Origin of the sequence: Flavihumibacter petaseus NBRC 106054 (assembly GCF_000974785.1) — a bacterium.
Classification (GTDB): Bacteria; Bacteroidota; Bacteroidia; order Chitinophagales; family Chitinophagaceae; genus Flavihumibacter; species Flavihumibacter petaseus.
Map to the genome: position 1 here is coordinate 2,104,462 of NZ_BBWV01000001.1, position 18,535 is coordinate 2,122,996.

14 protein-coding genes are annotated in these 18,535 nt (G+C 49.0%); 7 read left to right on the plus strand and 7 right to left on the minus strand.

Annotated features, from left to right (window positions below; translation table 11 throughout):
- Positions 1-183: 183 nt before the first annotated feature.
- Positions 184-1,416 carry a FecR family protein gene (locus tag FPE01S_RS08770; protein WP_052955621.1) on the minus strand — a complete coding sequence of 411 codons (1,233 nt, stop codon included), beginning with the start codon at positions 1,414-1,416 and terminating at the stop codon, positions 184-186.
- A 132-nt stretch (positions 1,417-1,548) separates the two neighbouring features.
- Between FPE01S_RS08770 and FPE01S_RS08775 the strand changes: the two genes are divergently transcribed.
- Positions 1,549-2,169, plus strand: coding sequence for an RNA polymerase sigma factor (locus tag FPE01S_RS08775; protein ID WP_046368337.1), 621 nt, complete (start codon positions 1,549-1,551; stop codon positions 2,167-2,169).
- Between the two features lie 78 nt (positions 2,170-2,247).
- On the opposite strand, the gene FPE01S_RS08780 is transcribed toward FPE01S_RS08775, so the two are convergent.
- A complete protein-coding gene (locus FPE01S_RS08780) occupies positions 2,248-4,602 on the minus strand; it encodes an ABC transporter permease (protein ID WP_046368338.1) in 2,355 nt (784 codons plus the stop codon).
- Between the two features lie 177 nt (positions 4,603-4,779).
- Between FPE01S_RS08780 and FPE01S_RS08785 the strand changes: the two genes are divergently transcribed.
- The gene (locus FPE01S_RS08785; RefSeq protein WP_052955622.1) at positions 4,780-5,832 is read left to right on the plus strand and encodes an NAD(P)H-dependent flavin oxidoreductase; all 1,053 of its coding nucleotides are present in this window, start codon (positions 4,780-4,782) and stop codon (positions 5,830-5,832) included.
- A gap of 78 nt (positions 5,833-5,910) precedes the next feature.
- Here FPE01S_RS08785 and FPE01S_RS08790 read toward each other — a convergent pair whose 3' ends face one another.
- Together FPE01S_RS08790 and FPE01S_RS08795 are read right to left on the minus strand one after the other, a co-directional pair.
- The gene (locus FPE01S_RS08790) at positions 5,911-7,242 is read right to left on the minus strand and encodes an alpha-L-fucosidase (RefSeq protein WP_046368339.1); all 1,332 of its coding nucleotides are present in this window, start codon (positions 7,240-7,242) and stop codon (positions 5,911-5,913) included.
- Between the two features lie 80 nt (positions 7,243-7,322).
- A complete protein-coding gene (locus tag FPE01S_RS08795; RefSeq protein WP_052955623.1) occupies positions 7,323-8,174 on the minus strand; it encodes a PIG-L deacetylase family protein in 852 nt (283 codons plus the stop codon).
- 320 nt (positions 8,175-8,494) lie between these two features.
- Here FPE01S_RS08795 and FPE01S_RS08800 point away from each other — a divergent pair, with 320 nt between their 5' ends.
- Positions 8,495-8,758, plus strand: a complete 264-nt coding sequence (locus FPE01S_RS08800; protein ID WP_157473938.1) for a CBU_0592 family membrane protein — start codon at positions 8,495-8,497, stop codon at positions 8,756-8,758.
- Here FPE01S_RS08800 and FPE01S_RS08805 read toward each other — a convergent pair.
- Positions 8,744-9,337, minus strand: a complete 594-nt coding sequence (locus FPE01S_RS08805) for a TetR family transcriptional regulator (protein WP_046368341.1) — start codon at positions 9,335-9,337, stop codon at positions 8,744-8,746. The genes FPE01S_RS08800 and FPE01S_RS08805 overlap by 15 nt on opposite strands.
- A gap of 288 nt (positions 9,338-9,625) precedes the next feature.
- Between FPE01S_RS08805 and FPE01S_RS08810 the strand changes: the two genes are divergently transcribed.
- The 4 genes from FPE01S_RS08810 to FPE01S_RS08825 are packed head-to-tail and all read left to right on the plus strand — an operon-like array spanning position 9,626 to position 16,861.
- Positions 9,626-12,850, plus strand: coding sequence for a SusC/RagA family TonB-linked outer membrane protein (locus FPE01S_RS08810; protein ID WP_046368342.1), 3,225 nt, complete (start codon positions 9,626-9,628; stop codon positions 12,848-12,850).
- A 10-nt stretch (positions 12,851-12,860) separates the two neighbouring features.
- Positions 12,861-14,666, plus strand: a complete 1,806-nt coding sequence (locus FPE01S_RS08815; protein ID WP_046368343.1) for a RagB/SusD family nutrient uptake outer membrane protein — start codon at positions 12,861-12,863, stop codon at positions 14,664-14,666.
- Positions 14,657-15,595, plus strand: a complete 939-nt coding sequence (locus tag FPE01S_RS08820) for a metallophosphoesterase family protein (RefSeq protein ID WP_083990181.1) — start codon at positions 14,657-14,659, stop codon at positions 15,593-15,595. Before FPE01S_RS08815 ends, FPE01S_RS08820 begins: the two co-directional genes overlap by 10 nt.
- 9 nt (positions 15,596-15,604) lie before the next feature.
- The gene (locus tag FPE01S_RS08825) at positions 15,605-16,861 is read left to right on the plus strand and encodes an alkaline phosphatase family protein (protein ID WP_083990182.1); all 1,257 of its coding nucleotides are present in this window, start codon (positions 15,605-15,607) and stop codon (positions 16,859-16,861) included.
- Positions 16,862-16,976: 115 nt separating this feature from the next.
- Here FPE01S_RS08825 and FPE01S_RS08830 read toward each other — a convergent pair whose 3' ends face one another.
- Together FPE01S_RS08830 and FPE01S_RS08835 are read right to left on the minus strand one after the other, a co-directional pair.
- A complete protein-coding gene (locus FPE01S_RS08830) occupies positions 16,977-17,735 on the minus strand; it encodes a hypothetical protein (protein ID WP_157473940.1) in 759 nt (252 codons plus the stop codon).
- A 37-nt stretch (positions 17,736-17,772) separates the two neighbouring features.
- A complete protein-coding gene (locus tag FPE01S_RS08835; RefSeq protein ID WP_046368345.1) occupies positions 17,773-18,381 on the minus strand; it encodes a hypothetical protein in 609 nt (202 codons plus the stop codon).
- Positions 18,382-18,535: the final 154 nt, after the last annotated feature.

An 18,535-nucleotide genomic window follows, 5' to 3' on the forward strand; every position in this document is an offset into this window, starting at 1 on the left:
CCCTGGTGCTGGGCCAGAGGACTCCCTGTAGCAATAAATTGCATAGTTTTGATTGTTTGGGTGAGTTAAAGACGGTTCGCGATGTTCTGTCGGCAAGCCCAGATATTGCCGGATTCCAGGCCAATGGAATCCGGTTTCTTATGTGCTGCGGGGGGGATTTTTACAATGTCATGGCAGTGGGGTTTATGGTTTTACTACAATCGTTCTGTTTTCCACTTCGAAATGAATATTACTCTGTTCGAGAATCTTTAAAACGTTGGACAGGTTGGTGTTCCGGGTGATCTTACCCGCAAACTGGCGTTGCGGTACAGTTCCTTTAAAAACCACTTCAAGGTCATACCAGCGCGCAATCTGTCGCATGATGGTCTGGATATCGGCATTGCTGAAATCGAAACGGCCATTCTTCCAGGCCATGACCTCTTCCACGTCGACATCGCTCAACAGCTCCGGCTTGCCGGTATTGCTGCCGCTGCCGTTTTCGCCGGCGAACCTGGCCTGCTGACCCGGCACGAGGACTATAGGATTAGCCATGCTTTTGTTCCTGATGGCTACACTTCCTTCCAGGAGGGTGATCTTAAACTGTGGTTCGTCAGCGTAGGTGTTCACATTGAAATGGGTGCCCAATACCCTGATTTCCAGGCCATCTTTCTCCACGACAAATGGCATCCGGTTATTCATTTTGGCTACTTCAAAATAAACCTCACCGGTAACAGTTACACGTCGCTCCCTGCCGGTGAAAGCGGTGGGGTATTTCAGCGAGGATGCGGCATTCAGCCAGACACCAGTGCCGTCGGGGAGTACCAGTTTGTATTGTCCGCCTTTTGGCGTCAGGATGGTATTAAATCCGATGGAGGCGGACGAAGCTGCTGTTTCATACCGGATCTGGTCATTGGGCAACTTGATGATGCGGCTGTTGCCCTGGCTCGCAATCTCGCCGTTGGCGGCACTGTCGAGTACTACGCTGGAGCCATCGGCAAGCACCAGGGTGGCGATATTACTGCCAGGCATTGCATCTGATTCCGCCGGCTTGCTTTTGGTGATCGATTGCTCGGGTTGGGGCTGTTCTGTTTTGTCTTTCATCAACAATCGCATGCCGCCCCCAGCTACTGCCAGCAGTATTATTGCAGCGGCGATGCGGGTCCAGGGTTGGCGCAAAAGGTTTCTGTTTTTGTAAAGGGGTATTGCAGCGGGAGGCAACAAGGTTTTAAATGATCGGGTAGCTGCGCCGGCGTCGGTCAGTTCTGCTTTCACCAGGTTATGGAGGCGCTTTGCTTCTGCAGCGACCTCGCGCAAGGCGGGATCCAGCTGTAGCTGCTGTTCCCAGATTGCCGTTGCCTTTTCATCACCTGAGCAGTACAAAAGAAAGGACTCATCTGCCAGCAGATCGGCTGCGGACTTCGGTGCGTATTCGTTCATGAACCTGTTTTTAGATATGGCTTCGATATAAGAAGGGAAAATGCGCCAGGATTTCCCAAAGCCCGGAGCGGATTTTTACGAAATAGCGCAATCGTTTGCGGAAAGAAAAGCATATTAAACTCGTGGAAATTCATGCCGCAACACCACCAATTGACTGCAGCTGAACATCAGGATTTATCCGTCTTATGGAACGGGATGATAGCGGGCGATGCCGATGCATTGCTTGCCTTATATGAGTACAGCTATAAAGACCTGCTGAGTTATGGGGTTCAGCTTACCGGCAGCCTGGATGCGGCAAAAGATGCCATTAATGATGTGTTTCTTAATATCTGGGAGCGCCATAGCCGGCTGAAGCCGGTAAAAAATGTGCGGGCTTATCTTTTTGCCTGCATTCGCCGGAATATCTTCCATACGAAGGAGCAGCCACGCCAGGTGATCATGGTGGAAGATCCGGAGGTCTATTCATCTTCCGAAACTTCCTATGAAGAGATCCTGATCGCTATGCAGCAATCAGATGAAACCAGGAGGAAAGTGCAGGCCGCGTTATCGAAGCTGACCGACCGACAGAAGGAACTTATTGAACTGAAATTCTATCAGAACAAAGATTACCGCGAGATCGAAGAAATCACCGGCATGACCGTAAAGACGGCTTATAACACCATCTATAACGCTATCAAAGTACTCGCTGTTGACCTGCGGGATGTAATCACATCACTGATCGTGTGGGCTGTCATTTCGGATTTCATTTCCTGACACATCACAGTATACTACGTGACGTTTCATTACCGGGCACCAACAACTAAACAACTAAACTTCTAAACCCCTAAACATTCATTCCGTTCTCAGCGACTCCACGGGATTTGCCAGTGCCGACTTTATTGTCTGAAAGCCCGTCACTGCCAGGGTTATCAATGCTACCGCAACACCTGCAACCAGGAATATCATTGGCGTAATGCTGATCCTATAAGCATACCCAAGTAACCACTGCTGCATGATCCACCACGATACCGGGAAAGCAATCAGCATCGCAATACCCACCAGTTTCAGGAAGTCTTTCGACAACATGGCTGCCAGTTCCGCAGAAGAGGCACCGATCACTTTCCGGATGCCGATCTCTTTTCTTCTTTTTTGCGCCATAAATGCAGTCAATCCGAACAATCCCAGGCAGGAAATGACGATGGCCAAACCAGCAAAATAACGGGACAATACAGCCGTACGCGTTTCTGAGGCATATTGTTTCTGATAGGCCTCATCCAGGAAACTATAGGTGAACGGAAAATCCGGGTTGTACTTTTTATAAAGCTGCTCAATGGCTGCAATAGTCTCCTGCTGGTTGTTCCCGCTTATCCGGGCGATCACAGAACCTTCACCTTTCCACAAGGTTAGGAATGCAGGCTTGATCGACTCATGCATCGATTCAAAATGAAAATCCTTCACCACCCCGATGATTTGCCGGTTGCTTCCATGGAACTGAACTACAGCACCGATCGGATCTTTCAGCCCCATGGCCTTTACGGCCGCTTCGTTGATCACAATGTTCAGCGAATCCATGCCGAAATCAGGTGAGAATCCCCGGCCGGTCTGAACCTGCATCTCCATAGTCTTTATAAAATTCTGGCTCACATTAAAGACCTCAAAGTATACATCCTGTTCGGGATCCTTCCCCGGCCAGTTCAGTCCGTCGCTGTATTTGCGGCCTACGATGCTGTGAAATGTGGTCGCTGCATTCACCACCCCGGGCGTTTCCTGGATGGCGGCAAGGAAAGCGGCTTCGTTTTTCAGGATACTGCCTTCTGCACTGAAACGGACAATATTTTCCTTATTATAGCCAAGGTTGATATTGCGGATATGCATGATTTGCTGATATACCACCGTCACTGCCACAATCAGGATGGTTGACAGGGCAAACTGGAAGATCACCAACCCTTTGCGGGAAAGCAGCTCCGCAAGCGGTGTGTTCAGCTTGCCTTTTAGGATAGTGATAGGCTTAAAGCCGGACAGGTACAGCGCGGGGTAACTACCTGCGAAGAATCCTGTGATCACGCCGATGATAACAATGCCGGTCGCAAGCGCGGGGGTAAACTGCAGTTGTATTTGTTTACCGGTAGCCTGGTTGAATTGCGGTAAGAGGAATACAGCCAGCATAACCGCCAGCAGCATCGACAATACTGTGAGCAGAAAGGATTCCGACAGGAACTGCAAAACCAGCTGTCCGCGCCGTACGCCAACGATCTTTTTGATACCCACTTCTTTCAGCCGCCGGCTGGCTTTCGCTGTTGAAAGGTTCATGAAATTGATACAGGCGATCAGCAATACAAATCCCGCCAGCAGGGCAAATAATTTTACGTAGGCGATCCTGCCGCCGGTTTGGGACGTGTCATTGTCATAACGATACAGGTAGCCGTCGGAAAATTTTTCGGCACGGACTTTACGGTCATCACTGCCCGAGTTCTTACCGATAATGTTCTCAATTTTTTTATTGAACGCAGTGAGATCTGCACCTTTTTTCAACAGGACAAAATTCTGGGGCCCTCTCGCGTTCCAGCTGGTTACCCAATCTTTTACCGACTTGAAATAGTCAAACGAGAGCACAAAGTCGAACTGCTGGGAAGACTGTGCGGGAACTTTCCGGAAAACACCCGACACGTAGAACGTCGTGTCATGGTCGAAGCGGACCGGCTTGCCGATGATATCATCGGTTGTTGCAAATAGTTTCATGGCCAGTTCATCTGAGAGTACGATCGCATTTTTACTGGCGAGTACTGAATTGCTGTTTCCCTGGAGCAGGGTGAAAGAAAAAATATTGAAATAGTCGCGCTCAGCATACTGGCCATTGGCTTTGATGTTCCTGTCACCTGCCGTCAGGGTATTCTGGGCAAACCATTTTGCAGGGGCAATTGCTGCTGCATATTCCACCTCAGGAGCGCTCATTTTGACCGCTTCGCTTAATCTGCCGGTAGATTCTTCGGAGTAAACGACATCGCCGTGACCGACCGTTCCTTCCAGCAGGGAATACAAACGATCGTCGTTGACAAAGAACCGGTCAAATCCCATTTCATCGGTCACCCAGAGAAAGATCAGTAAGACACTTGCCAGCCCTGCCGACAGTCCAAATACATTGAGAAACGTGAATTGCTTGTCTCTCCAGAGACTTCTCCAGGCGATCTTGAAGTGATTCTTGAACATGCGATGACGGGTTTGAATAGACATGCCGTCAAAAACATGCCAGCTTATAACCTGTTGATAACGTTAAGATTAAATGAGAAAATTATTGGGTCCTGTTCGGTATTGGTACAATTGCTGAATGAATGTGATACAACAAAACCGGACCTTTGTGAACATTTATTTCATAGACAACTTATCATGATGAATCTCACCCGGCTCCTCAATATTGAACATCCTGTTGTTCAGGCGCCCATGTATGGCGTTACGACTCCTGAAATGGTAACCGCGGCCAGCAATACCGGATGTCTCGGATCACTTCCCCTGGGTGACCTGCCCGCAGAAAAATGCCGCGAAATAATCAGGACCACGAAACAGTTATCGGGTCGTCCATTTGCTACCAATCTATTTGTGAATGAAGTTCCCGAACTGACTATTGAACTGAGAGAAAAATACGCGCTCACAAAACTTTTTATTGAAGGATTGGCAAAGCAATATGACATGGAGGTGGCACTTCCGGGAATCGATGAGCTGGAGATTGGTACTTACCATGATCAGATTGACGCTGTTCTTGATTCAGATTGTAAAATCGTGAGCTTCACGTTCGGTAATCTCGATAAGCCCGCTATCCGGAAATTCAAAAGCAACAATGTTGTCCTTATCGGAACCTGCACTTCAGTGGCAGAAGCTGTATTGCTGGAGCAATCCGGCATTGATGTAATCTGTGTGCAGGGCATTGAAGCAGGTGGTCACCGGGGAGCATTCGGATCAGACTACATTCCGCAGATCGGAGGACTGTCATTGCTGGCGCAGGTGTCCGGGACTGTAAAAGTGCCCCTCATCTATGCAGGCGGCATTTATAACGCCAAAACATTTCAGGCTGCAAAGGCACTGGGTGCCCAGGCGGTTCAGGTAGGAAGCATGCTGATCGGGTCAGCTGAAAGCGCATTAAAGGATTTTGAGAAGCAAAGATTAACGACTGTGAAGGAAACTGATATCGTGCTGACTAGGAGCTTCTCGGGTCGCTATGCCAGGGGAATTAAAAATTTCTTCACGGAGTCGCTGGACAATTCCGATTATATACTTCCCTATCCCTACCAGAATAAACTCACCGGCGAATTGCGGAAATTGGCAAAGGCGAGAGCGAATGTTGATTTTGTAAGCATCTGGCTGGGGCAATCCATCACCGGGTACAGCCGCCGCTCTACGAGCGAAATACTTACCGGATTGATCAACGAAATCGGGAACGTGTGATTTAAAGCAGGAGACGGCCGAATGCACCTGAAGATGCCTAACAAGATATTGTTCCCAGTTCCTGGGCACTTAGTTCAATCATTTCAGCAGCAATTCAACCACAGTATCCGGGCCCTGTATATCTACGCCATCTACCGAAACAATCAATCCTTCTTTGTAGGATTGCACTTTGACTGCCTTGTCGGTTCCCATCAGGCGGGTGGACTGCACTTTTTCTGTAAAGCCCGGCAGCAGGATCATTCTTCCCGTGGGCGCCTGGAACAGGTGAATGAAAATGCGTTTATCCTTGCGGGTGGATACACCCCATGGTTGCGGAGCGATCGGGCCGCCCCTGGTGCCATAAATACTTTCGCCGTATTGCTGCATCCATTTTCCGGCAATGGCCAGGGAGTCAACAAATTCGCGCTGGATCAGTCCTGTCGGCATTGGCCCTACATTCAGCAGCAGGTTCGTATTGCGGCCGGCAGCGCCCGCCAGCAGCCGAATCACCTGGGTGGGTGTTTTGAAATGCCGGTCGGTGATATTATAGCCCCAGGATCCGTTGATGGTCTCGCAGGTTTCCACGGGAACCTCAGTAGAGGCTTTCTGAAAGCTCAGGCCAGATTTGTTTTCACCAGGAAGATCTCTTTCAAACATCTGGAAATCCTCTCCCGGGATTGGGCTCAGGTGGTGATTGTTGCCGATCATGCACTGCGGTTGCAACTGATGGATCAGGCCGTAGATCTCGTTGTATTTCCAGTCGATTCGTGATGTCCGGTCTTCACTGCCCTCCGGGTTTGTCTGATCCCAGTGGCCGTCAAACCAGATGGACATGATGTCGCCATAATTGGTAAGTAATTCTGTCAGCTGGTTTTTCATGAACTGCAGGTAGGAAGCATAGTCTCCTTTTTCAGAGCGACCTGCCTTCTGTCCTGTTCTGCCGGTCTCATGAGGGTAGTCTTCGCGGGACCAATCCAGCGTTGAATAGTATAACCCCAGTTTGATACCCTGTTTTTTACACTCGTCCGCCAGTTGCCGGAGAACGTCCTTTCCATAGGGTGTGTTGGTGATCTTCCAGTCTGAATATTTGGTATCCCAGTTGGAGAATCCGTCGTGGTGCCGGGTGATAAAGACGATGTATTTCATCCCGGCATTCCTGGCGGTGGACACCCATTGCGCAGCGCTAAAATCGGCGGGATAAAATGCATGGAGCAACCTCTTGTAATCCTCCACCCTGATATCGCGGTTGTTCATCACCCATTCGCCATCCGCCAGCATGCTCGATAATCCCCAATGAATGAACATCCCATATTTATTGTCCTGGAACTGTTGGCGGGCTGCTATATTTTCTTTGGACGGAACATATTCCTGGGCGAAGCTGCCGGATCCGAATGCGAATAAGGAAGCGGCGAAAAGGAGGGACTTTCTCATGATTATTTTAAAGGAAGCTTAAGTTGGGTAATTCGGGTGCTAATTTAGGGATATGCATGTGATAAACGCATTCATAAGCATCATTTGCCGGGAAGCATCGGGAACATCTCCCTCATTTCAGATGCCTTAAGCTGCCTGCCGAATTCGGCTATTTCAAATGCTTCTGCATATTTGACGGATGCTGTCTGCGACCCGTACCACTTCGCGAGGGCCGGCATATTGATATTGGTTACACTGCTGAAAGGGTAGGTGTTTTCTTCAACCAGTTTTTTCTGTTTTTCAGGGCTGGCCTTCACTTCTTCCAGTATGCCCATTTTGTAGGGGATGGCTTCATTCACCTGCGATTTCTGCGCAGCACAGGCGGCGAGTTTTGTTTGCCAGACGGCATCAATGCCAACTGCAAAATCCGGAATATAGGAAAAGTTGATGGTGTGAAAATCGCGGATGTACACGAACACGGGCGTTTTGGCCATTTGCAGCCGTGGTGCCGCTTCCCGAACAATGTAACCTGCAGTCATATTATCGGGATGTCCGCCATCTGCCGGGTAATAGGTAAACACGATATCCGCATTCCATTCCCGGATGCTTTTGATCACTTTGTCCTGCACCTCCCTGGTATTTTTCAGGAATTTATCGTGATAGTCGAGTACCTCGTAATCACCGAGGGAAAGGATTTTTTTTGATTCCATTGCTTCCTGGTAACGCATCTTCGCCAGGTCAGCAGGTTTCATGGAATGATGCCCGGCATCGCCATTGGTCAGCGACATGAATTTTACCTGGTGCCCCATTTTCGTATACAGTGCGGTTACACCTCCTGTATAGATTTCGCCTTCGTCAGGGTGAGCGAAGATAACCATCACTTTAAGGGATTTCTGGGAAACTGCCGGGGCAGTCAACAGGATGAAGGAAAGCAGGACGAGCAATCTGTTCATGATGTCTAAAATAGCGTATAGCCAGTAACTTGGAACAAAATATCTAATGCCGCAAGGGAAATTGATGAGGCATTATCCGTGATGCACCCGGAAGTTCAGTGGCCCAAAGCTTTCGAAGGGGATATGTAATTGGAGGTGATTGTTCAGCAAAAGATAAAAGATCTCCAGGGAAATATCATTTATGACGAAATTGTTAACCATATCTATACGCTGAAAGACAACCTGTTACATAGAACGGATCTTGAATAGTTCCCATACACAATCGTTTGCGTTGGCCGTTATTGGGAACCTCCGCTATATTAGCGTAAAGGGGTTATCATATGAACAATAGTATGTTGATGGCAGGATTGGGCTGGCTGGGAACCATCGCCTATTTAACGGGGTATATCCTGCTTTGCTTCGGTCATATCAAACCATCACAGCGGCTTTACCACCTGTTGAACATTATTGGGGGATTGGGATTGATAGGGCATGCCTGGTACCTGCAGGATACTTCCAATATCCTGGTGAATGGCGTTTGGGCGGCAGTAGCAGTGTTTGCCTTGCTGAGGGGTAACGGAATGAAACGGTCAAAGATGGAGTAGATCCAGCGCGTAGCGTTTGTACAACTGCAACCGCTTCGCATATTCCTCCTTACTGCTGGTAAGGCTCAGGTAATAATATGCCCCGTCTACCAGTACAAAAATCATATCTGCAATGGCAGCCGGATTAGCGCAGGTGATCCTTTTCTCCGCTACACATTGTACAATCAGGCCTTCCAGTGTATTGCGCAACTGATCCAGCACGTCTTTATACTTCGATTTGATGGTCTTGTCCCGGAATACCAGCGCATAACAACTATAGGATACGCCATCGTCAAACAGCGCATTCCATTTATTGGAGAACAGATTATCTATCACCGTTACCAACTGGTTCCGGCAATTTCCGTCTGCCTGTTCCGGTACCTTAAAGATGATCAGGTATTTGTCGAGAATAAATTCCACCAGTGCATAGAGCAGGTGTTCTCTCGTTTTGAAGTAATGCATGATCAGGCCGGGACTTACGCCCATCAGCTCTGCAACTTTTGCAATGGATGCATTTTCCAATCCTTCTTTCTTGGAAAGCTTATAGAAAGCTTTGACGATTTCCTTCTGGCGGGGTTCTTTTAAACTGGTTCTTCCCATGAATGTTAGTTTGCAAATGCAGCGTCGCAATGCTACATCTTTTTTCTTGATGCAATCGGTTTAGGAGAGAAATTTTCGCCTTCCGGATGGTAATATCCATATTTTATTTTGAAATAATCATTGTGATTATATAATTTTAAATTGAATGAACATTCAATCAAACTAATTAACGATTTGGTAATGCGTCAAATCGGGTTTGTGCGCCGCCTTGCTGCTAGTTTTGGCACCGATTAAGGCGGTTAGTACACGCCCGGAGCGTAACTGCCACCTGTCATTAAAATGAGAAAGATGAAACTGAAACTAATCTTATGGGCATTGCTATGCCTGTGCGGGACCGTTTCCGTATCCGGCCAGGAACTTCGGAAAGAAGTATCCGGACGCATACTGGACAGCCTCGGCGTTCCACTGTCAAAAGCCTCCGTTACCAACCTCAAATCAGGCACCAAAGTGCTCTCCGGTAACGAGGGCCAGTTTACTATTGCTGTACAAGCCGGTGAAACCATAGAAGTGAGTTTTGTAGGCTACCGCACCACCCGTCTTGCCGATTTTACCGGGGGGGATATCGCCCTCAAACAGGAACTCAGCAGCCTGGAGGATGTAGTGGTAGTGGGATTTGCAACGCAGAAGAAAAAAGACCTCACCGGTGCCATCGATCATATCTCGGGGGCAAAGCTTGCCGAACGTCCCATTGCCAACGTGTTCCAGGGATTGCAGGGGGTGAGTCCCGGTCTTAATATTACCTACAATGGCGGTCAACCCGGTTCTACTCCGCAACTGAATATCCGCGGTTTTGCATCCATTAATGATAACAACGGCTCGCCCCTTATTATCATAGATGGCATCGCGGCTACTACGGATGACCTGCTGCGCATCAATGCTGCTGACATCTCTTCTATTTCTGTTTTGCGCGATGCATCCTCCGCCGCGATCTATGGTGCAAGAGCGGCATTCGGCGTTATCCTGCTCACCACCAAGCAGGGCGGTAAGCAACGCCAGAGCATGAGCTACAATAACTATTTCGCCTGGTCGAAACGCACTGTGCTTCCTGATCCGGTGACGGATCCCTATATCTACATGAAAGTGCTGGAGACCTCTACCAACAATACCCCCTGGGATTATGTGAATTACGAATCCTGGCAGTATGACTGGGCCAAACAACGCTCTGATGATCCTTCGTCCGCGCCGGAGTCGATGGTGAATCCCAATGATCCCACCAAATGGGCTTATATGGGTAACTCCAACCTGAATGATTATTTTTTCAACAAGTCCAGCTTTTCTCAGTACCATACGCTCAGTTTCAGCGGCGCTGCCAGCACCGCCAGCAAACGCCCCATCAGCTACCTGCTCTCTGCTGACTACACCAATGAGAACGGTCTGATCGCCATCGCCCGCGACGACTGGAAGCGCTATGGGCTGCGGGGAAAACTCGACTTCTCGCCACTATCGTGGCTTAAGATCAGCAACAACCTCAACGTTTACCAGCTGGAACGCAACCAGCCTACTTACAACGTTACCGACGTTTACTATACCCAGCCCACCGACGTAGTGAAGAACCCCGACGGCACCTGGGGCAACAATACTGCCGGTTTCCTCGCTTCGAAGCTCGTTGACGGCGGCCGGAATGTGCAGACCCGTTTCGGATTCCAGAACATCCTCCGGGGTGTTGCGACCTTCCTCAATGGTGACCTCCAGGTTACCGCTGATGCGAGCTTCAAAAGGGAATTGTGGAACTACAGCACACAATACCTTCCGTACAATATCGGGTACGGTCCCAATGATGTAAGGGCTGAAGGCGGTACGAGCTCCGTGGCGGAAACCAACGCCACGGTTAAGCAATACGTGTACGATTTCTACGCCAACTACAACAAACAACTCGGAGATCATGCGATCAAAGTAACTGCGGGATACAACCAGGAAGAATATGAGTGGGATCCGGTTTATGTAAGCCGTGCCAACCTCATCTCTTCTTCTGTTCCCTATATCGGCCTGGCCACAGGCGACATGCAGGTGAATACAACCGCATATGAAGGCTATTATTCTTATGCTATCCGCAGTCTGTTCGGCCGGATCAATTATGCCTACAAGGGCCGTTATATCCTGGAAGCAAACGGCCGTATGGATGGCTCCTCCCGTTTCCCGTCTACTGACCGCTGGGGCTTCTTTCCCTCTGTATCCGGTGCATGGATCGTAAGCGAAGAAAATTTCTGGAGGCCAATATCTCCGGTGATCTCTTCCCTGAAAGTACGCGCCTCCCACGGATGGCTGGGTAACCAGTCTGTAGCTTATTACGGCTATATTCAGTCACTCGCCGTTTCCCAGTCTTCCTATCTCATAGACGGTACGCGCCCCAATGTATTGGGAACAGCGCCCTCTCTGCAGGTGGATCCTAACAACTATACCTGGGAGAAAGTGGGTACCAGCAATATCGGTTTTGATCTTGGTGTACTCGATAACAAGATCACTGCCGGCTTCGACTATTTTGTACGCAACACTACCGGCATGCTGGCCCCAAGTCAGGAACTGCCCGCTGTACTGGGTACAACCGCACCCCGCCAGAATGCTGCTGACCTGCAGACTAAAGGATGGGAACTGTCTGTTGCCTATACCAATACCTTCCGGGTGGCTTCCAAACCATTAACATTGAATGTAAAGGCAATTCTTTCGGATTCAAAAAGCAAAATCACGAAATACGACAACCAGTCGAAGACTTTCTCTGCTGCTTTCTACGAGGGTCAGACACTGGGAGAAGTATGGGGCCTGACCAACGACGGTTTGTTTAAAAACCAGGATGAGATCAACGCCCTGGATGAATCGGCCATTGTACCCTGGGGTGCGCTGGAAATCGTTCCCGGCTGGCCGAAATATGTAGACTATAACAAAGACAACAAGATTGAACTGGGTACTTCCGCAATGGAACCCAAAGACCTCAAGATCATTGGCAATACCAGTCCCCGGTACCGCGTTGGTTTCAACCTCAATGCCAGCTGGAGCAATTTCGACTTCTCTCTCTTCCTGCAGGGCGTACTGAAGCAGGACTTCTATCCCCATCACTACCTCTACTGGGGACCCTACCAGCAGCCCTATGCGAATGTGTATCCCTGGAACCTCGATTTCTACCGCGGTACGGCGGAGAGCGATGACGAACGTGCTCACAACTCCAAATCCTATAACGATGCCGGACTCGCAGATGCCAACACCAATGCCCACTTCCCTGTAATGCAGGCATGGCTGGCAGATAACAACTACGGATCTGGTCTCGATATCCCGCAAACGCAATACATGCTGAATGCAGCTTACCTGCGCGTTAAGAACCTGACGGTAGGATATTCTCTTCCCGAAGGCCTTACCCGGAAAATGCATGTGAACAGGCTGCGGTTCTTCTTCAGTGGTGAAAACCTGTATGAATTCTCTTCGATCAAACAATACCTGGATCCTGAATCTGTGTCAGATGGATATGGTTGGGAATATCCTTACCAGCGGAAATTTTCCTTCGGTATAAACCTTGACTTCTAAAATGCAACCAATGAGAAACATCACAATAGCCGCAATACTCATCGCAGGAACCTTTGCTTCCTGTAAAAAAGAATTCCTCGACAGGTATCCGCAGACGACGATCTCGCCGGAGGTCTTTTTCAAGACTGAAACGGATCTGTCTCTTTATGTAAACGGCCTGATGAGCCAGGCGGGTGCGGACAATTACCTGTCTGATCAGAGCAGCGACAACGTGGCGACCACGGGCAACGTGGAGATCAAGAACATGATGACCGGTGAGCCAAGTTCACAAACACTGACTGACGGATGGAGCTGGGGGCGCCTGAGAAATATCAATTATTTCCTGGAGAACTATGACCGGGCTAATGTGGCCCAGGATGTCAAAGACCACTATGCCGGTCTCGCGAGATATTATCGTGCTAATTTTTATCTCGGCATGGTTCAGCGGTATTCAGATGTACCGTGGTATGGCACAACCCTTAATCCTGACGATTCTGCTTCCCTGTACATGGCTGCTACGCCAAGGGCGCAGGTAATGGACAGTGTAATGGCTGACCTGCTGTATGCCAGCAGTATGGTTCGGGAAGATGTGCCGTCCGGCACGCCGGACAAATGGGCGGCGATGGCGATCTACGCCAGGGCAGCTTTGTACGAAGGTACCTACCGCAAATACCATCCCGAACTGAACCTGCAGAGCTCCGCAGATAAATTTTTGGATACCGCCATTGCTGTTTCGGGAAGAATCATTGCATCCGGAAATTTTGAGATCCATTCTACCGGGAAACCCAATGCTGACTATGCTTCCCTGTTCAACAGCGGTAGCCTTTCAGGTAACCGCGAGGTGATCCTGAATACACCGTACGACCTTTCAGTGAGCGGTGCGCAAAGCTCCAACAGGAACGGCACTCTGTTCGGCGACTATGAGCAGTCTCCTTCGCGTGACCTGGTACAAACCTACCTGATGAAGGACGGTTCCCGCTTTACGGAGCAGCCCGGTTATCAGGAGTTCATGTTCGTAAAAGAGTTTGAGAACCGCGATCCCCGGATGGCGCAGACCCTGGCTTATCCTGGTTTCAAAAGAGCGCAGGATGCGGCGCCCTATGTACAGCGACTCAATAAAAACTTTACGGGGTATCACCAACTGAAAGGGTTCATCAACTCGACCGACAATATCGTGATCGGCAGTACCGATTTCCCGGCGATCCGCTACGCGGAAGTGTTGCTGATCGCTGCTGAAGCGGCTGCTGAAAGAGGAACACTCACACAAGCTGACCTGGAGAATACGGTCAACCAGTTGAGAAATAGGGCGGGTATGCCGGGTCTTGACATGGGCATGGCCAATGCCAACCCTGACGCGGTACTGGCAGCTAAATATCCCAATGTGTCCGGTGCGAATAAGGGCGTGCTGCTGGAAATCCGCAGGGAACGCCGTGTTGAACTGGCGCTTGAAGGTTACCGTTATGATGACCTGATGCGCTGGGAAGGCGGACAGATCCTGACCGTAATCCCGGTAGGCATGTATTTCCCTGGACTGGGTCAGTATGACCTGACTGGTGATGCCATTGCCGATATCATCCTGGTGGATAAGGATGCGACGATTCCAACACGCGATGAAGACAAGATCAAAAATTCACTGGGTGTCACCCTGGTGTATTATAAGGCCGGAAGCTTTGGCGAGAACGTTACCGTCTACCTGGAAAACGGGAATGACGGTGGGGTGACCGTAACGGAAATCAGGCCCCGTGAGTTCATCGATCCCAAGTATTACTATCGCCCGATTCCTTACCTGCAAACACAATTGAATAAGAACCTGAAACAGATATTCGGATGGGAATAAAGAGACGTGAGCTGATTAAAACCGCTGCATTGCTGTCGGCGGGAATGGGTGCAGCGGCAAAAGTATTTTCGCAACCGGAAAAACATGAACCTTCCACGGCAGCGAAAGACGACCGAAAAGATAAGCCCGTTTTTACCGTGGCCCACATCACTGATGTACACATTACAGATGGCAACGGTGTGCCGGAGCGGTTTAAGAAATGCCTGGGCCATATTGTGCAAACCCACCAGCCTGATTTTTTCCTGAACGGTGGCGACGCCGTAATGGATGTTTCCTATGACAATGTGCCCCGGGAGCAGGTGACAAGACTCTGGAAGACCTGGGATGACTGTATCCAGGGCGCTGTGCCCAAACATGAGATCTATTCCTGTATCGGGAATCACGATTGCTGGTGGAAAGCGCCTTCAACCGACGATTCCATGTATGGCAAGGCTTATGCGGCATCCAGGCTGAAAATCCCTGCGCGGTATTACAGCTTCACCAAGAAAAACTGGCACTTTGTTATTCTGGATGGCAACAACAAAGACATTTCGTTGGACGAAGAGCAGATGCTGTGGCTGAAGAAAGACCTGGCAGGCCTGCCTGCCGGTCACTTTGCAGTGGTGATGTCGCATTTCCCCATCCTGGGTATAACACCTATCCTGGTAGGCGGCGGTCATGCTGACAAGAAGGAGCTGAAAGACCTGTTCTACCAGCACCGCGACAAAGTGAGGATTTGTTTGTCCGGCCACAACCACCTGATGGATAATACCATTTACAACGATGTAAAGTATTGCTGTAATGGGGCTGTGTCAGGATTCTGGTGGGGGAAAGGAGATGGCGAATCAAAGGGTAACGGTTTTTATCTCGAAACACCACCCGGTTATGCTATCCTTAAGTTGTATGCCGATGGCAGGGTAGACAACGACTATTACCCGCATGAATTTTAACCCAAAAGAATGAAAACAGGAAGACAAATTAAAGCTGGATTTCCGCTGCTGGTCGCTGGCCTGCTGTTGTCGATGGCGGCGGCAGCGCAGAAAGTAGTATTCGTCATAGCCGACGGCATTCCGGCAGATGTGCTCGAGAATACCAACACGCCTAATATTGATAAGATCAAAGCCCAGGGGTCATATGTACGGGCGCATGTAGGCGGAGGAAGGGGGACCTACTCCCAGACGCCGACCATCTCTGCGGTAGGTTATAACAGCCTGATCACTGGCACCTGGGTCAACAAGCATAATGTATGGGACAATGATATCGCGGCACCCAATTACAGTTATCCGACGATTTTCAGGGTGTTCAAGGAGCAGTTCCCAGACAAGAAAACAGCCATCTTCAGCAGCTGGCTGGATAACCGCACCAAACTGGTAGGAGAAGGGATGGTCCAGACCAATAAGGTGAAAGTGGACATTCATGCCGATGGCTATGAGCTGGATACTGTTCAGTTCCCCAACCAGGGCACTGAACACCGGATGCATCGCATCGATGAGCAAGTGATTACGGAGGCTGAGGCTTCGATCCGCAGGGATGCGCCGGATCTTTCGTGGGTATACCTGGAATACACCGATGACATGGGACATGAATTTGGTGATAGTCCCCAGCAGCGCGATGCCATCGAAAAGCTGGATCGCCAGATGGGAAAACTATGGGAAGCGATTAAATACCGCCAGCAGCATTTCAAAGAGCAGTGGCTAATCCTGATCACCACTGATCATGGGCGGACGGAAAAGGATGGGAGAGGCCATGGCGGACAATCAGACCGGCAGCGGTCCACCTGGATCGTGTCAAACCTAAAGCTCAATACCTACGCGGAGAATTTTAATCCGGGAATCGTGGACCTGATGCCAACTATCGCGGAGTATCTCAAAGTGAAGATGCCGGAGTCAGTGAGGCGGGAAGTGGACGGCGTTTCGCTGATCGGCAAGACGTCACTGGCCGATCCGGTAGTGAACCTGTTCCAGCGAAAGCTGGATATTACCTGGAAAACCATTATTCCGGAAGGTGAAGTACAGGTCTGGATCAGCACCACCAATAATTACAAGACAGGCGGCCAGGATAAATATGAATTGGTGAAGACGGTAGCGGCTGCTCAACGCCATGTCACCCTCGATGTAAGTAAATATCCTTCTGACTTTTACAAGGTGTTGCTGGTGGGCAAATACAACCAGGTAAACCGTTGGGTAAAAGCGGAAGAAAAGAAATCAACACTGTAGTTTCCCGTAGTAGTCTTGTAGTTTCCCGTAGTAGTCTTAATGTGAAATAAAAATCTCCGCATGTATTTGCGGGGATTTTTTATTTTAAGTAGTAAAGAAAAGGTGGCGGATTTGGCTAATCTTTGATCCGTTTCCAATCCCGGTCATACAATTCCCTGAGCTGTCTCTTGAAATCAGCCGTAAATACTTCTTGTGGCTCCATTCCCCTATTGAAGTCGACTTCAAAAGTGGTTACCTCTTCGTTCTCTTCAAACCTGGTATTCCTGTTAGTGTCTTTCCTGGCTGCAATGATTATTTTATTGACAGACGGGATAAATTTCCATTTCTGAATGTCATAGTTTGAAGGTGAAATCTGTTTGAAGTTCCTCCCTTCTTTATCTGAGACAAAAAGGTAGGTTGGATCTTCGCTGGTTAGTTTTTTATCTTTGTTGTAGTCATCTGAAGTTACTGTGTAGAACAGGAATTTGTCTGATTTATTTATAGTGGTTCTATATGAAGTGTTGTAATCGCCACTGTTGTAGAATTCATAATCCCTGATCACTATTTTTTTATCACTCAACAGGTGATATTCATTCGTCCTGAGGTTGAGGAAGATCATATTCCAGCAACTGCTGACAGGTATTGATTTGTAATAAAGACCTCCTGATTCATCAGGAGACTCACCCATGGTTAGTGGCAACATTAATATCCCGGAACTGTCAATTTCCGTAAAATTTTTTGTTTGAATATTCAGATAGTTCTTAGGGTTGTCGGAAATAGCGATGGAATCAGTCACAATGCTATCAGCAGCCTCCCGGCTTTGCCGGTTACCGCTTCCATGACTGCAGGAAATCAATGTGATTACTGAGAAAAGACAAGCGAGGTGTCGAATCATGGTTATTTATTTAGGATTCTGCTTAACTCCTGTACCATCATTGCCGCCAGGCCGCCAGGAACTGCCGCGGCCAGAATTTGTGCGGCACTACGACTGCCACCATCGGTGATTCGTTCAGGTATAAGATCGGCAACAGGGAGTTTGTTATGATTCTATCCGGCAAGTGTCTTCTTTGAAACAGTACTGTGGATACCCTGAGGTTCAGCCCATCCGTCAAGCGCTGTGGCACCTTTATGCCATAGGCCCTGGTAAGTTCGTTTTCGAGGTATTCTGCAAAATCTCTTTCCTCGTTATTGGTAAACTCCTTTGAATTGCCCTTCATTTGAAACAAGTTTCCAGCAATTGATTCGAAGCGATCTGCATCGAACTGTTCCGGGTCATCTCTCCAGATCAGCACCTCACCCGGACAATCAATTGTTCCTTCTGAAAACATCATGGAGTTTACCTGTATGATATGCCCCCACGAAAGCCTGCCCCTGGTAAACGTGTCTTTCCAGAGATATACGCTATTGCTGATGGCATCATCTTGCCAATCCCATTGCGGAATGTCCTGTTTAAACCAGGTTAGCCTGTCGATGAGGTTAAAGCTTCTGGGTTCATTACCCAGTTTTGACCCGATATTTTTTAGTATTGACTGGAAATTCATTGGTTTGATGTAGAAGTTATGATGATTACCAGATCTTCCGCCACGGTTAGCTTAAAAGCTTCGCCCACCCCACTCACGGGCCCGGGAGGCCCTGAACAGAATAAGGTTTAGTAGAAATTAAGCGGATATAAGAATAATCATTTCTACCTGTTCC

Bases quoted from the DNA above. Each gene is read 5' to 3' on its own strand.
- FPE01S_RS08805 (WP_046368341.1), bottom strand. From the start codon at position 9,337: ATGGGAAGAACCAGTTTAAAAGAACCCCGCCAGAAGGAAATCGTCAAA.
- FPE01S_RS08835 (WP_046368345.1), bottom strand. From the start codon at position 18,381: ATGAATTTCCAGTCAATACTAAAAAATATCGGGTCAAAACTGGGTAAT.
- FPE01S_RS08815 (WP_046368343.1), top strand. From the start codon at position 12,861: ATGAGAAACATCACAATAGCCGCAATACTCATCGCAGGAACCTTTGCT.
- FPE01S_RS08825 (WP_083990182.1), top strand. From the start codon at position 15,605: ATGAAAACAGGAAGACAAATTAAAGCTGGATTTCCGCTGCTGGTCGCT.
- FPE01S_RS08830 (WP_157473940.1), bottom strand. From the start codon at position 17,735: ATGATTCGACACCTCGCTTGTCTTTTCTCAGTAATCACATTGATTTCC.
- FPE01S_RS08770 (WP_052955621.1), bottom strand. From the start codon at position 1,416: ATGAACGAATACGCACCGAAGTCCGCAGCCGATCTGCTGGCAGATGAG.
- FPE01S_RS08785 (WP_052955622.1), top strand. From the start codon at position 4,780: ATGATGAATCTCACCCGGCTCCTCAATATTGAACATCCTGTTGTTCAG.
- FPE01S_RS08775 (WP_046368337.1), top strand. From the start codon at position 1,549: ATGCCGCAACACCACCAATTGACTGCAGCTGAACATCAGGATTTATCC.
- FPE01S_RS08820 (WP_083990181.1), top strand. From the start codon at position 14,657: ATGGGAATAAAGAGACGTGAGCTGATTAAAACCGCTGCATTGCTGTCG.
- FPE01S_RS08780 (WP_046368338.1), bottom strand. From the start codon at position 4,602: ATGTTCAAGAATCACTTCAAGATCGCCTGGAGAAGTCTCTGGAGAGAC.
- FPE01S_RS08810 (WP_046368342.1), top strand. From the start codon at position 9,626: ATGAAACTGAAACTAATCTTATGGGCATTGCTATGCCTGTGCGGGACC.
- FPE01S_RS08800 (WP_157473938.1), top strand. From the start codon at position 8,495: ATGAACAATAGTATGTTGATGGCAGGATTGGGCTGGCTGGGAACCATC.
- FPE01S_RS08790 (WP_046368339.1), bottom strand. From the start codon at position 7,242: ATGAGAAAGTCCCTCCTTTTCGCCGCTTCCTTATTCGCATTCGGATCC.
- FPE01S_RS08795 (WP_052955623.1), bottom strand. From the start codon at position 8,174: ATGAACAGATTGCTCGTCCTGCTTTCCTTCATCCTGTTGACTGCCCCG.